This is a genomic window from Mycoplana sp. BE70 (assembly GCF_031455855.1).
Lineage (GTDB): Bacteria > Pseudomonadota > Alphaproteobacteria > Rhizobiales > Rhizobiaceae > Mycoplana.
On the sequence record NZ_JAVDTM010000002.1, the window covers coordinates 383,601 to 397,599 of the forward strand.

16 protein-coding genes and 1 tRNA gene are annotated in these 13,999 nt (G+C 61.0%); 3 read left to right on the plus strand and 14 right to left on the minus strand.

Features of this window, described 5'->3' with window-relative positions; all coding sequences use genetic code 11:
- Positions 1 to 37: 37 nt before the first annotated feature.
- The 4 genes from J2Y48_RS05160 to rplU all read right to left on the minus strand — a co-directional run bounded on the left by J2Y48_RS05160 (position 38) and on the right by rplU (position 2,071).
- A complete protein-coding gene (locus J2Y48_RS05160) occupies positions 38 to 643 on the minus strand; it encodes a GNAT family N-acetyltransferase (protein WP_310413735.1) in 606 nt (201 codons plus the stop codon).
- Entirely contained in the window at positions 640 to 1,272 is a 633-nt protein-coding gene (locus J2Y48_RS05165; RefSeq protein WP_310413738.1) for a GNAT family protein, read from the minus strand. Before J2Y48_RS05165 ends, J2Y48_RS05160 begins: the two co-directional genes overlap by 4 nt.
- Positions 1,273 to 1,398: 126 nt before the next feature.
- On the minus strand, positions 1,399 to 1,668 hold the full coding sequence (rpmA, locus tag J2Y48_RS05170) for a 50S ribosomal protein L27 (RefSeq protein ID WP_310413741.1): 270 nt from the start codon (positions 1,666 to 1,668) through the stop codon (positions 1,399 to 1,401).
- Positions 1,669 to 1,696: 28 nt separating this feature from the next.
- Entirely contained in the window at positions 1,697 to 2,071 is a 375-nt protein-coding gene (gene rplU, locus J2Y48_RS05175; protein ID WP_310413744.1) for a 50S ribosomal protein L21, read from the minus strand.
- A 327-nt stretch (positions 2,072 to 2,398) separates the two neighbouring features.
- On the opposite strand from rplU, the gene J2Y48_RS05180 reads away from it, so the two are divergent.
- Positions 2,399 to 2,488, plus strand: a tRNA-Ser gene (locus J2Y48_RS05180).
- Between the two features lie 706 nt (positions 2,489 to 3,194).
- Here J2Y48_RS05180 and J2Y48_RS05185 read toward each other — a convergent pair.
- The 9 genes from J2Y48_RS05185 to J2Y48_RS05225 form a co-directional block, all read right to left on the minus strand.
- A complete protein-coding gene (locus tag J2Y48_RS05185) occupies positions 3,195 to 4,640 on the minus strand; it encodes an amidase (RefSeq protein ID WP_310413746.1) in 1,446 nt (481 codons plus the stop codon).
- A 63-nt stretch (positions 4,641 to 4,703) separates the two neighbouring features.
- Entirely contained in the window at positions 4,704 to 5,531 is an 828-nt protein-coding gene (locus tag J2Y48_RS05190) for a polysaccharide deacetylase (RefSeq protein ID WP_310413748.1), read from the minus strand.
- A 54-nt stretch (positions 5,532 to 5,585) separates the two neighbouring features.
- The gene (locus J2Y48_RS05195; protein ID WP_310413749.1) at positions 5,586 to 6,317 is read right to left on the minus strand and encodes an SDR family NAD(P)-dependent oxidoreductase; all 732 of its coding nucleotides are present in this window, start codon (positions 6,315 to 6,317) and stop codon (positions 5,586 to 5,588) included.
- Positions 6,314 to 7,066: an SDR family oxidoreductase gene (locus tag J2Y48_RS05200; protein ID WP_310413750.1), complete on the minus strand. Its 753-nt coding sequence runs from the start codon at positions 7,064 to 7,066 to the stop codon at positions 6,314 to 6,316. Before J2Y48_RS05200 ends, J2Y48_RS05195 begins: the two co-directional genes overlap by 4 nt.
- Positions 7,066 to 7,782: an ABC transporter ATP-binding protein gene (locus J2Y48_RS05205; protein WP_310413751.1), complete on the minus strand. Its 717-nt coding sequence runs from the start codon at positions 7,780 to 7,782 to the stop codon at positions 7,066 to 7,068. The genes J2Y48_RS05200 and J2Y48_RS05205 overlap by 1 nt, the downstream gene beginning before the upstream one ends.
- A complete protein-coding gene (locus J2Y48_RS05210; RefSeq protein ID WP_310413752.1) occupies positions 7,775 to 8,554 on the minus strand; it encodes an ABC transporter ATP-binding protein in 780 nt (259 codons plus the stop codon). Before J2Y48_RS05210 ends, J2Y48_RS05205 begins: the two co-directional genes overlap by 8 nt.
- Positions 8,554 to 9,462 (minus strand): branched-chain amino acid ABC transporter permease, encoded by a 909-nt coding sequence (locus J2Y48_RS05215; RefSeq protein WP_310413755.1) that lies wholly within the window; start codon positions 9,460 to 9,462, stop codon positions 8,554 to 8,556. Before J2Y48_RS05215 ends, J2Y48_RS05210 begins: the two co-directional genes overlap by 1 nt.
- Position 9,463: 1 nt before the next feature.
- Positions 9,464 to 10,336 carry a branched-chain amino acid ABC transporter permease gene (locus tag J2Y48_RS05220; protein WP_310413758.1) on the minus strand — a complete coding sequence of 291 codons (873 nt, stop codon included), beginning with the start codon at positions 10,334 to 10,336 and terminating at the stop codon, positions 9,464 to 9,466.
- 23 nt (positions 10,337 to 10,359) lie between these two features.
- Positions 10,360 to 11,511 (minus strand): ABC transporter substrate-binding protein, encoded by a 1,152-nt coding sequence (locus J2Y48_RS05225; protein WP_310413761.1) that lies wholly within the window; start codon positions 11,509 to 11,511, stop codon positions 10,360 to 10,362.
- Between the two features lie 109 nt (positions 11,512 to 11,620).
- Between J2Y48_RS05225 and J2Y48_RS05230 the strand changes: the two genes are divergently transcribed.
- Together J2Y48_RS05230 and J2Y48_RS05235 are read left to right on the plus strand one after the other, a co-directional pair.
- Positions 11,621 to 12,388, plus strand: a complete 768-nt coding sequence (locus J2Y48_RS05230; RefSeq protein WP_310413764.1) for an IclR family transcriptional regulator — start codon at positions 11,621 to 11,623, stop codon at positions 12,386 to 12,388.
- A gap of 38 nt (positions 12,389 to 12,426) precedes the next feature.
- Positions 12,427 to 12,876, plus strand: coding sequence for a GNAT family N-acetyltransferase (locus J2Y48_RS05235; protein ID WP_310413768.1), 450 nt, complete (start codon positions 12,427 to 12,429; stop codon positions 12,874 to 12,876).
- Between the two features lie 24 nt (positions 12,877 to 12,900).
- On the opposite strand, the gene J2Y48_RS05240 is transcribed toward J2Y48_RS05235, so the two are convergent.
- The gene (locus J2Y48_RS05240) at positions 12,901 to 13,971 is read right to left on the minus strand and encodes a LysR family transcriptional regulator (RefSeq protein ID WP_310413771.1); all 1,071 of its coding nucleotides are present in this window, start codon (positions 13,969 to 13,971) and stop codon (positions 12,901 to 12,903) included.
- Between the last annotated feature and the right edge of the window lie 28 nt (positions 13,972 to 13,999).

Genomic DNA, 13,999 nt, shown 5'->3' on the forward strand with positions numbered 1-13,999 from the left:
GAACGGCCGATGGCGGAACGGCCGCCATCGGCTCAACTCATCGGTTGGCTGGTTTACCGCGTGGCTGCGCCGGGCGAAAGTCGCCAGCAAGAAGGCGGGTCTCGACATGCGGGACCATCGCATTGCGTGCGGTCGAATAGATCTCGCTCAGGCCGGTGATGCGAAAGCCGATCTTCTCCTGAACCCTCAGCGAGGCCTGGTTGTCGGCGAAGACGCCGGAACAGATCTCCACGCCCGGCATGCGTATGAGAAAGCGGCTGGTGGCGGCGTGCACGGCCTCGCTCATGTAGCCCCGCCCCCAGAAGAAGCGGTTGAGCCAGTAGCCGAGATGCCACGCCCCGGCCCGCCACTCGAAGGAGACCACCCCGAGATGCACGTCGTCGCCGGTGGTGATCGCCAGCGTCCAGCCGGGAAGAAGCCCGCTGGTGACGCTGGAAAGCCACTCCTCTGCATCCTGCCGGTCAAACGGTACAGGCACCGGCGCCAGCATGCGGGAGACGCGGAAGTCGCCGAGTGACTGGGCGATCGCGTCCGCATCGGCGATCCGATGCGGACGCAGCGTCAACCGTTCGGTCGCAACGACCGGCGTGGCCCCGGGATCAGACTGAGCATACGACACCCGTTGCGACGGCCGCGCGCTCATCCGATGTTCCCCCAGCTCTTCAGCGAGACCCAGGTCTTGCGGTCGAGCCGGTACCATTCGACCGGCACCATGCCGCCGACGGCAAGGCTCTGGACCATGCCGGTCGCCTGGAATTGGAAGCCGCACTTCTGGATGACCCGGCGCGAGGCGATGTTCATGACGCGCACGCGTGCATCGATCTGCTCGACGTCGCGGGTGCGGAAGACCATGTCCGTCAGGCTCTGCGCCGCTTCCGTCGCGTAGCCCTGGTTCCAGTATGGCTCGCCCAGCCAGTAGCCGAGCTCGACGGTCTTGCCGTCCTCGTGCGGTTCGATCCCGCAGCAGCCGAGAAACGCGCCATTGTCCGCCTTGGTGATCGCATAGACGCACTTGCCAATCGCGCCGGCTTTTGTGCGTCGCACGAAGTCGGCCGCGTCCGCGATCGTGTAGGGATGCGGCATGCGGGCGACCATATTGGCGATGTTGGCGTTGTTGGCGAGATGGGCAAGGGCGTCGATGTCGTCTTCATGCGGGGCGCGCAGGACCAGCCTGTGCGACAGCAATATGGGACAATCGGTCCTCGACCGTTCCGGCCTTGGCCGTTCTTCGGGAGACCGGGCTTGGCCTTCCCGCAACATTTCGCTGATCATGGCTCAATCCTCCAGATGAACAAAGGGGAGATGGATTGCCCCATCTCCCCTTTTGTTTCTGCAGGTTTGACACCTGTAGCATCAGCCGGGTCGATGAGACGCCGGCTGTTTTAGAGCGCTACCGGCTTATTCCGCTGCTTCGGCTTTCGGCATTACGGACACGTACACGCGGCCATTAGCCTTCGTACGGAAGTTCACGTTGCCCGCCGTAAGCGCAAAAATCGTGTGGTCCTTGCCGAGGCCGACATTGGCGCCCGGATGCCACTTCGTACCGCGCTGACGCACGATGATGTTGCCTGCGAGGACGGCTTCGCCGCCGAACTTCTTCACGCCGAGGCGCTTGGACTCGGAATCGCGACCGTTACGCGAGGAACCGCCAGCTTTTTTGTGTGCCATTGGAGTTCTCCTTTACCTGTCCGTTGTCTCAGTTCGCTGCTGCTTCGGCAGCGGCTTCAGCCTTCTTGGAAGACTTCTTGGCCTTGCCGCCGGCTGCCGCGATCTCGACGATGCGGACGGTCGTCTGGTGCTGGCGATGGCCGCGCGTACGCTTGGAATTCTGGCGGCGACGCTTCTTGAAGGCGATGACCTTCTTGGCGCGGCCCTGCTCGACGACTTCGGCGGTCACAACCGCGCCTTCGACGAACGGAGCGCCAATCGTTGCGTCGGCACCTTCGCCGACCATCAGCACTTCGACAAATTCGATCTTGTCGCCAGCGGCGCCGGAGAGTTTTTCAACCGTCACGACATCGTTGGCCGCCACGCGGTACTGCTTACCGCCGGTCTTGATGACTGCGAACATTTCTTGTCCTTTCATGTTCGTTCCGGCTCTCGTCCGAGGGACGCGGCCGTCTTTTTATCAGTCGGGTTTGACGGACATTGACATGTCCGCCGGTGAAGGAGGGCCTGCAAGGTGTCGCAAGCGGCACGCACAGAGCACCATTCCACGCACAAATGGCATTTGCCCATTGCCACGCACGTGCGGCATTAGGCGAGGTTCCGAAAACTGTCAAGAACGTTTCGCCGGATCGAATGGAATTAGTTCGCTTTTGTGCGCGCCATCCCCTTGCAAGGCGAAAAGACAGCCGCTATGTACCCGACCGCGCCTTTTGGCGCCAACCGGCGATGCGGAGAGGTGGCAGAGTGGTTGAATGCACCGCACTCGAAATGCGGCATACCTGCAAGGGTATCGGGGGTTCGAATCCCCCCCTCTCCGCCATTCAATTGCGTAAAATGCTCTTTTATAACGCTTTTACGCTGACACGCCGTGGCGGCCCGTGTCACCCCATCGTGGGCGCTCGCTGACAAAGAAACAAAATATCTTGGACTTCATAAAGGCTCTGAGCTAGTCAGCGGTCGAACATTCGCAAAACACCGCACTCATTAAATCTTCAAAACAACTCGTATGCCCTTGCGACGGGTCTGATCGGTCCCGGCGAGCGCGAATTGCCCTGGGATGCCGCTGGCTTTAGCGGCCCAGCGCGCCGGGGAATCGCATCACATCTGCGGTTCCGTCCTGCATGCACCGGCACTAGCTGGTACAGAGGGACGCCTTCTGTCTGACCGCATGGCTGCCGAGCGTTGCGGCGTGAGGAAGCAAGCCATCTGGCGTTGGGCCGAGACGTCACGCTATTTCCAAAGCCAATGAAGTTCGAAGGCGGAACTACCCGCTGGCGGTTGCGCGAGCTCACCTATGAGCGCCAGGCGATGGGAGACAAGCGATTCGATGCCGCGGCCAGAGCGTCACGACGCAATCTCCGACCGTTGCACTCCCTGATCGATGTGCGCTTCGAAACCCGCCTGACGCGCTTTGGTGACGTCAGGCTTGCGATTGAAACTCCCGGACTCGCGTGGCCCTGCCCAAGTCGAGGCGACTGCCCCATCAAAGCCGAAACCATCCAGTCCCCGGCGCATCCAACGTGACGTCACCCGTCAGAATTGACACTCGGCCATTGCCGAGCCGCCTGCCAGAGCTCTGATTTCTCAAGCTCGCTTGCCAATCTCAACACGAGATCTTCACGCCCAAATTGCCCGATAAGCTGAACTCCGACTGGGAGCCCTTGTTCGCGCCAGAGGGGAAGACTTGCGGCCGGCTGCCCGGACGCGTTGACGACGGCAAGGAACGGCGTCAGTTCGCCGGCCTTGTGCCTGAATGCTCTGAAGTCGGGTTCGCTCGTCGGAATGGTGCCAAGTTTCACAGGGAGGCTTGCCAGAGTCGGCGTCAACAGGAGGTCGTAGCCGTCCATCATCCGCGCCATCATCCGCCCTGTTGCGTGCAACTTGTTGATCGCCGCGGCGTAATCCGGAGCTGACAAGCGCGCGCCTATCTGGAATCCATTCAGAATGGCCGGCTCAAGCTCGGCCTCGGTGGGATCCCGTCGTTCCGCTGCGAGCTTCGTGCGAGCCGAGAGCGTGATATTGGCAGCCATGACGGTCACTATGGCGTTGATGAAAGCCGCATAATCGAAGTCAGACGCTTCAATCTGCACGACCTCATGTCCGAGTGCTTCGCAAAGCTGTGCAGTCTGCCTAACCGCTTCAAGGCAGGCCTGATCCACGGCCAGTCCCCATGGATCCTGCCAGACGGCGATCCTTAATGGCCGTTCGAAGGGCCTGTCCAAAGCCGCTTCGAAATGGTCTCCCGGCGGCGCCGCATAGGGGGCGCCGGGCTCTATCCCGGCAATCAGATCCAGGGCGCGAGCTGTGTCCCTGACGGTCCGTGTGAGGACGCCGTCACAGGCAAGTCCTCCCCAGCCCTCCCCGCGAAAGGGGCCCATCGGAACCCGCCCGCGGGTTGGCTTGAGACCGAAAATGCCACAACAGGACGCCGGAATGCGGATGGAGCCGCCACCATCGCTGCCATGGGCGACCGGAACCACGCCACAAGCGACTGCCACTGCCGCGCCGCCCGACGATCCACCGGACGAACGGCTTGGATCGAACGGATTGCGCGTCGGCCCGCCGTTGCGACGCGCCTCGGTCGTCGGGGCCATGCACATTTCCGGGACCGTGGAACGCGCAAAGGAAATGAAGCCTGCATCGCGAAACCTCATGGCGAGGGTTGAATCGCTCTGAGCCGTCGTGCGCTCAAAAAGCGACGATCCGATGCTGGTCGGCAAATCGGTGGAGGCGAGGCCGGAATCCTTTAGCAGGAAAGGAAGGCCACTGAATTTTCCGGCGACGACCTGATGCTGGCGTGCTCTGTCCAACGCACCATCGAAATCCGTATAGGAAATCATGTTGGTGTGGGCGTTGAACCGTTCCGCGGCTTCTATTGCGATCTGCATCAGCTCCACCGGGCTGACTTCCTTCTGTGCCAGAAGTGCTGCGAGAGCCACGCCGTCCCTGGACCGAAATTCTGAAAAATTCATAACATCTCCGTTCCGAAAGAAACGCCTTTCTTTCGGTTCATCCGCTCAGACAACGCGGAAGATTTACTGTTCAGTCGTGCTCCATGCCTCGGCGATCTGCCGCCCCGGCGCGAACCAAACACCTGGGAAGGTCTGCATCCACTGAATGAACTCGCGCAACAAGGCGATCCTCGACGGTCGGCCGATGATCTGCGGATGCATGGTCAAATTGAAAAGCCCGCCCCAGCGATAGATTTCACGGAACTCGTCCTGCCACACCTTGAGGAGGTGATCGTTGGTCACGATCGTTCTCGGCGTACGGACCGAGAACAATGCGAACGGCGCATCGTCGAGGCTCCAGTGAACCGGGAGCTCGATCGGACCGCCCGTGCCATCCTCGAGCTGGTGCCGATAGGGGTTGATCGTGTCCATGAAGGAACTGTCGTAGAAGAAGCCGTAGCGTTTCAGCAGGCCGATCATGTTTGGCGAGGTTTCCCATGCGGGGGAGCGGTAGCCGGCCGGAACGACCCCTACCGTTGCCTTCAACGCCTCCAGGCCCTTGACCAACACTTCCTCTTCCAGCTCCGGCCGGTCGGGATCCACCCACTCGTGCAGATAGCCGTGATGGCCGACTTCATGTCCCTTGGCGACGATCATCTCCAGCCGGCCGGGGTACTTTTCCGCGGTCCAACCTGGAACGAAGAAGGTTGCTGGAACCTGCAGCTCGCTCAGCGTCTCCAGGATCATGGGCACGCCGACCTTGGCTCCATAGACGCCCTGCGACAGCGTACCTGGGCGCCGGACGTTCTCCGGATCACGAGAAAGCCAAAGCGTCTCCGCGTCGAAGTCGAAAGACAGCATGACGGCAAGCCGATGGCCATTGGGCCACTTGATTGGGCCATAGTGTTCCATGTTTCCTACTCCTTGAGTCCAGTTGCTCACCGAAAGCTGAACGGAAATCTATGCCTAGAATGAACCGCGGGAAGACAGCCAGCCGCCGTCGACAGCGATCACCTGACCGCTGACAAAGGACGCCTGCGGCGACCCCAGAAAGGCGATCACCTCGGCCACCTCGACGGGATCACCAACCCTCTTCAGCGGCGTGCCGGCGATCATCGTGCTGCGATATTCGGCGTCATTATCGATCTTGTCGCGTGTCATTGCGGTCAGGATGCAGCCGGGCGCCACGGCATTGACCCGGATGCCCTCCGGGCCAAGCTCGGCGCCAAGCTGCCGGGTGAACTGGGAGATAGCGCCCTTGCTTGCGGCATAGGCCGCCGTGCCGCTGCGACCGACCTCGCCGAATACGGACGCGAGATTGACAATCGCACCGCCTGGACGGCGAAGATCGGGCAGAAGTTCCCGCGTCAACCGGATGACCGAACGCAAATTGATGCCGACGATCCGGTCGAGCAGTTCGTCATCCGTTTCCGCAAGTCGCTTTGAACCGCCGACGCCGGCGCAGTTGACCAGCAGGTCAATCCCCTCCAGCGCGCGTGCGACGTCTGCAACCCGCAGCGGCGCCGTATCCTCGGAAAGGTCTGCGGAGACGACGGTGGCGGCGACGCTGCCCAACTGCGAGACATCACGGTCGACCGCCACAACCGAGGCGCCACGCGAAAGCAGCAGATCGACGGTCGCACGGCCAATCCCGCTGTTGGCACCGGTCACCACGGCGGTCTTGCCGGTGAATGTCATGCCAGCCTCCCCCCGTCGATCGGCAGCGAAACGCCCGTCGTGTACGAGGCCGCAGCACTGGCAAGATAGAGAACAGCCTCCGAGACTTCGCGCGTCTCACCGAAGCGCTTCATCGGGTGCAGCTCCCGGTAGGCTTGCCGGCGCGTCTCGGCTTCGGCTCCAGCCGCCGCAAAGTTGCGCTCGAGCATCGGAGACGTGATCGATCCCGGGCAGACTGAATTGACCCGGATCCCCTCTTCGGCGAGGGTCAGGGCCAGACTGCGCGTCAACAGCGCGACCGCTCCCTTGGTCGTTGAATAGGCCCCGAGAGCGCGAGAGCCGGTAAGGCCGGCCGTCGATCCGTATGTGACGACATTGCCCTTTCTCAGCCGCAACGCGCTCAGACTGAGCTGCACCGAAAAGAGGGTTCCCCGAACATTCAGCGACAGCATCTGGTCGAACTCATCCGGCTCGACCTCCAGGAGAGGCTTTCCGCTGCCCAATGTGCCCGCCGCTGTCACCAAAACATCCAGCCCGTCGGTGAGGTCCATGCTGTTCCAGGCTTGTCGCATGCTCTCCACCGACGCGACATCGCAGTGGACGGCCTGCGCCACATTGCCCAACTCGGCACACAATTCGCCGAGTTTGTCCGCATCGCGGTCGACAAGATAGAGGTGCGCGGCTCCTTCGCGGGCAAACGCCCGGGCGAGATCGGCGCCAAGCGCGCCTGCCGCTCCCGTGATCAGTACCGACTTCCCAGAGAACCGCATCACGACTGCCCCTTTCCGAGATAGAATTCACGCAGCTCTTCCACATCGAGATCCGGGCCGTTCTTGCGCGAATAGGCGAACCGCCCCTCGCGCAGGATATGAACCTCGTCTGCGAGTTCGAGCGCCATCGACACGTTCTGCTCGACGAGCAGCATGGTCAGGCCGCGCGTCCGCAGTTTGCGGATGATGTCGGAAATCTCCCCGACCACCTTGGGCGCCAGCGCCGCGGAAGGTTCGTCCAGCAGGAGCAAGCTCGGCCGCGCCATCAGTGCCCTGCCGAGCGAGAGCATCTGTCGCTCGCCGCCGGAGAGCAGACCGGCCGCGGCCTTGTATCGCGTCTTCAGGCGCGGGAACTCGGAGTAGACCATCTCGACATCTTCGGCGATGCCGGCCTTGTCCTTGCGGCGATGATAGGCGCCGATGAGAATGTTCTCGTGCACGGTCAGGCCCGCGAGAACCTCCTTGCCCTGGGGAACGAGGCAGAGGCCGGCGGCCGCCATGGCATGCGCCCCCTTGCCGTCGATCCGTTTGCCGTCGAGCAGGATCTCACCGCTCGTCGGCTGGACCAAGCCAGCCAGCGTTTTCAACGCGGTCGACTTGCCCGTGCCGTTGCTGCCGAGAATCGCGCTCAGGCCGCCCTTCGGCACGGCAAAGTCGAGGCCGTACAGGATTTGAACCTTGCCATAGCCGGCATTGACGTTTTTGCACTCAAGCATTGGACGACCGCCCCAATCCGATATAGGCCTCGATGACTTTGGGATCCTTCACGACGAGATCAGGTCGGCCATCGGCGATTTTCTGGCCGTAGTCGAGCACGACCACTCTGTCGCAGACAGACTGGACTACTCTCATGACATGCTCGACAAGCAGGATCGTCACCCCGAATTCATCACGCATGCGCCGGATCATCTCGATGAGGCGATCGACGTTGATGGGCGAAAGTCCGGCCGCCGGCTCGTCGAGAATGAAGATGCGCGGGTTCGTCGCCAGACCACGCGCCAGTTCCACCATCCGCTGTTGGCCGATGGAGAGGTCGGTGGCGAGCTTCTCGGCGTGCTTTTCCATCTCGAACAGCGCCAGCGTCTTGCGGGCTTTTGCACTGGCGGTTTCCCGCCACGCAAGCGCGTTCCTTCGGTTCACGAAGGACGAGAAATAGCCGGGCCCGGACTGCTCTTGGAGCGCAAGAACGATGTTCTGCTCCACCGTCAAACTGGAAAACAGCCTGATCATCTGGAAGGTGCGGGCGACGCCAAGCTTGGCGACGACGTGCGGCGCAGCTCCGGAAAAGTCCTTGCCCTCGATCAGCACGCGGCCGCTGGTTGGCGCCAGAACGCCGCTCAGCAGGTTGACGACAGTGGACTTGCCGGAGCCGTTCGGGCCGATCAGCCCGACGATCTCGCCCTCATTGACGGAAAAGTCGAACGCATTCAGCGCGACCATTCCCTGGAAAGCCTTGGTCAGGCCTTCGGCCTTGATTATCTCAGCCATTATCTAGCCCTCCATTCGAGGAACTTTCCGGCCAGCCCCTGCGGAGCCAGCATCGTGACCAGGATCAGAACCGCGCCGTAGAAGACGTGCTTGTATTCGGCGAGGCTGGAAAGGAGCTCCGGCAGGACGATCAGTAGTGCCGCCCCCATGACAGGACCCCAGAACCGGCCGCGGCCACCAAGCACCACCATCGCGACGACCGTGGCAGACGCCAGGACGGTGTAGTCGTCCGGAGTGACCCCGCGAATGTGATAGGCGAGAAGGACGCCGGCGCCGCCCGCAAAGCTCGACGAGATGGCGAAGGCCACCAGTTTTATCGCCTTGGAATTGATGCCGATCGTCCTCGCCAGCGTCTCGTCGTCGCGGATCGCCTGCAAGGAATCACCCAGGCGCGATTGCGTCAGCAGACGGATGGCGATCAGGCAGATCGTTGCAAAGGCCAGCACGAGATAGAAAAAGGACGAGAGCGCGGTGAAGCCCGCGACGGGCTCGACCTCGATCCCGTATTGACCGCCGGTAAAATCGGTCCATTGCGACAGCACGAGATACACGATCGTCTGGAAAGCGATCGTCATGATCGCCAGAAAGTGCCCCTGCGCGCGCAGGAGTGGCAGGCCCAGTAGGAAACCGAACAGTCCGGCGACGATCATCCCCATCGGCAGGTTGATCCAGAAGGTCGTGCCGAAATCACGTCCGAGGATCGCGGCCGTATAGGCTCCGATGCCGAGGAAGGCTGCGTGCGCAAACGAGTAGAGCCCCGTCCAGCCCATCACGATATCGAGGCTGCTGGCAAGAATGATGTAGATGCAGACGACGATCGCGATGTTGATGAAATAGCCGCCGCCAACAATCGTCGGCATAAGCGCGAAGGCCGCGGCAGCAAGGAGAATGAGAAGAATTGTACGCATCTTATGACCGATCCGTCTTTATTCCGAACAGGCCCTGGGGACGTACGGCCAGAACGCACATGACGAAAATGAAACCGACGATGTCCCGCAGCTCGCTTCCGAGATAGCCGGTGACGAGGGATTCGATGATGCCGAGGGCAAGGCCCGCCACGATCGCGCCTTCGATGCTCCCCATTCCGGCAAGAACAACGATGACGAATGCCTTCATGACGATCAGGCTTCCGGCATTGGGCTGCACGGTGAACACCGTCGACATCAAGGCGCCGGAGAGACCGGCCAAGGCAGCCCCGATGGCGAAAGTCACGACGCCGACGCGGCGAACGTTGATGCCGCAGATGCGGGCAACGGTCGCATTTTCGGACATCGCCCGCAAAGAAAGGCCGACCCACGTGTAGCGAAGAACGAGCAGCAGGATCGTGACTGTGACGATCGCCACCGCGACGATTGCAAGGCGCTCGCTCGTCAGGAAGATATCGCCGATCTGGATCGCGCCCCTGGGCAAGCCGCTTTGGGCGGCCATCGGTTCGGGACCGGCAAACTTGAGCGCCAGGTTCTGGAGCAGGATCGACAGGCCGAAGGACGCGATGATGACGTTGGTCGGATCCTTTTTGCCGATCGGAAGAAAGATGAAGCGCTCAACGAGACAGCCGAAGACCGCCATGACTGTGATAACCAGCACGATGGACGGGATGGGGCTCAGCCCCAGCAACTGGGTGCCGACGACCGCCACATAGCCACCGAGCATGTAGAACTCACCATGGGCGAAGTTGACGATTTTCAGGATACCGAAGATGAGCGTCAGGCCGAGCGCGACAAGAACGTAGCTCGACCCGACCACAACTCCGTTTGCGAGGAATTGCTGCAGAAGTATCAACGAAGGAGTTCCTTATCTGCCGCTCAGTCGAACGGAAGCCATTCACGCTTGCCGTTCTTCACGATAGCGAGACCAACCGTGAATTCGGCACTGCCCTTCTCGTCGAACTTCGCGGTCGTTCCGTCCGGCCCCTGGGCCAGCGGGAAATCTTCCATTTTCTGCAACTGCTGCTGGATCGCGGCACCATCCGCCTTTCCGGCGCGGCGCGCCGCCTCGATCAGCAGCATCATCGAATCGTAGCCGATAGCGCTGTAGACATCCGGTTCCTTGTTGTAGGCAGCCCGGAATTCCTTGGCGAATTCGGCACCATACTTGTTCGGCGTGCTTGGCTCGAACATGGAGGACACGGCGAAACCTTCCGAAGCCGGCCCGGCCAGCTCGATCAGCTTGTCGCTCATCATCGAGCCGGAACCGACGATCTGCGTCTGCACGCCCAGCTCGCCTGCCTGCTTGATGATCTGCGCACCCGAGTCCATCAATCCGGCGATATATACGGCCGCGGGCGATTGGGCTCTCAAATTGGTCAGCGGGGAATAAAAGTCCTTCTCGCCGGGATTGTAGGCCTCCATGGCGACGACCTTGCCGCCGGCGGCTTCGAAGTTCACCTTGAACTCGTCGGCAAGCGACTTTCCGTAGATCGAGTTTTCATACAATACGGCAACCGACTGCGCCTTGAGCTTGTTCAAGGTATCCGACGCCGTCTGCTTCGCCTGCGTCACGCTGCCGGGAAACGCACGGAAAAACCAGGGATCGCCGGGCGTGTTGGCATCGGTCACGGCAGACGACGTGGAGCCTGCCGAAACCATCGGAACCTTGTAGTCCTTTGCGACCTTGACCTGGGCGGCGGCGACCGCGCTGACATAGGTGCCGCTGATTGCGACCACGCCATCCTGCTCGATGAGCTTGCGGACGGCCGTCACGCCCTTTGTCGGGTTACCTTCGTCGTCCTCGACAAACAGCTTCACATCCTCACCGAAGGCACCGCCACGGGCGTTCGCCGACTTGATGGCGAAATCAATGCCCTCCCGGATCGAATTTCCGGCGAGCGAGGCCGGCCCCGAAAGCGGGAGCGAAACCCCCAGCTTGAGCTGCTCAGCCAGCGCAACACTGTAGGACGAAATCGAAACTGCGGCAGACAACGCCGCCGTGGCAACAGCCTTTACCCAGATACCCATGCTCACCTCTTATCAAGTCAATTTGACTTTTCATATTGCATTACGATATTATGCATCTTATTATGCATCTTAATAGTGGTCAAGCGGCAATGTCCGCCGAGGCGGTACCGTGATCGAAGACGATACTTTGTTTGTGAAATCGCTGGCGAAGGCGTTTCAACTCCTGGAAGCTTTCGAGAGAAGCGGCGATGGCGGCAGGCTCACGCACAAGGAGATGAAGGAACTGACTGGCCTGGATGCCAGCACGATCCAACGCATGTCGCATACGCTGGTCAAACTCGGCTATCTCGAGCGAGGCCAGAACCGGACATACGCTCTCGGCAAGAAGTTCCTGCACTTCACCTTCGAGTATCTCCGGCACTCGACCACGATCCAGCGCGCCAGCCCCATCCTCATGGATCTCCAGAATGAGACCGGCGAACGCATAGATCTCAGCCTGTTTGAAGATGTGGAAATCGTCTACGCCCTTCGCCGCCAATCCAAGCGCGAGACATTCTTCGCCACCCTGACGGGTCGCCGCGTCCCCTCCTTCGCCGCATCCGGCGGACGCGCGGTGATGTCGCACCTGCCGAGCGAGGTCGTCGAGGACATCCTCGACCGGTCCCATCTCGTGCCGCACTCTCCCCGGACGATCACGTCGAGGACGGAAATCATCGCAGAAATCGGCAAGGCGAAGGATCTCGGTTACGCGCTCTGCATCGAGCAGATGCTGTTGGGCGAAATCGTTCTGGCCGCGGCAATCTTCGACGACCGGAATGCGCCGATCGGCGCGGTTCACATCGCAGGCTCGCTATCGGAATGGGATCCGGATGCCTTTTGCAAGAAGCACGCGCCCCTGGCCATATCCGCCGCACGCACCATCTCGAACAGGTCGTAAGGGCGCGCCCGGAAGGCCATCATGACAAGGAAAAGCCCATGACGACCAACACACTGACGGTAAGGCCGATCGAAGCAGGCGACGAGCAACAATGGCGGCAACTCTGGAGGGCCTATCTGGACTTCTACCAGACCAGTGTCGATGAGGACGTCTATCGCACGACATTCCAGCGCCTGCTCGGAAGCGGCGAATTCGAGCCGAACGGCTTCCTCGCGATCAAGGACGGCAAGGCGGTCGGCCTGGTTCACTACATCCAGCATCGCACCTGCTGGTCTGCGAAGAACAACTGCTATCTTCAGGACCTCTATGCCGACCCCGACCATCGCGGCTCGGGCGTGGGGCGCGCCTTGATAGAAGCTGTCTACGCCGAAGCGGACCGAATCGGCCTGGCAAATGTCTACTGGCTTACGCAGGAGCACAATGCGACCGCCCGGACGCTCTACGACCGGATTGCGCGCAACACCAACTTCCTGCGCTACATGCGCTGACGTTACCTTACGGGGCGTCCGGCTCTAGGCTAGACGCTCCTGGTAGGCTTCCTGAAAATAATCCCGCAGCGTCTGGATAAAAACCTCCAGCACCTCAGGGCGCCTGTCGCCGTAGTGATCGACGGTCATGATGGTCGCCGACGGCAGCTTTTCCTTGAGCGGAATCCTCTTGATACCGGCGTCGACCAGCAAGGGTTCTCGCGGCCACGCATTCAATATCGTTGCTCCGAAGCCGGACGCGACCGCCCTCAAAATGGTCTGGTAGCTCCGGCTCTTGAACGCGAAGTTGGGACGCTGGTCGGCGTAGTCGAACAAGGTCATGATGTAAGTCACCGTCAGCGGCAGGCTTAGCAAAAGGATCGGATGTTTGACGAGTTCGTTGATGCTGATCGATGCCTTCTGTGCAAGCGGGCTGCTGGCGGGCACAACCGCGTGCGGCGAGGCGCGACCGATCACCTCCATGTTTCCATCAAAGTCCGGCCCAAGATCGTAGACCAGGATGATGTCGACTTCACCTCGGTCCAGATAGCGTTTGAGGCTGGGCTGGTCGGCCTCGATCAGTTCGATCGATATGTCTCCCAGACGGTCTCTCACGCGATCGAGCACTTCAACCATCATGATCGAGCCAAATGGCTCGAACAGACCGATCCTCACCTGTCGCCCGTCCAGACCTTGTGAGCGCATTTCCCTGTTGAAGTCGCTCTCGGCCCCCAGAAGCCGTCGAGCGGCGGCAATAAACCGTTCGCCGGCAGCGGTAATGACGACACCCCTGCCCTTTTGGCGAGAGAAGATCTGAAGCCCGAATTCCTGCTCAGCGGCATCGACCGCCGCCAGTATCGACGACTGGGAAATGTTCTTCGCGTGGGCCGCCTTCGCGAAGCTCCCATGGTCACGAACGGCGCAGATATACGAAAGCTGTTTTAGCGTCTGAGACATGAGATACCCATAAAATGTATTTCTGTCTTTATGCAAATGTATTTTACAGAACGGAGTGATCTGATGATACTCCTTCGAGTTGCTGCCGGTCACCACGCGGCACCGCAGCTTCGCCGCTCTCCGCCGGGAGGTGACGAAGCCAATGGACTGCCAAGGCATGCATCGGCACCCTCCTCAAGGCTCCAGA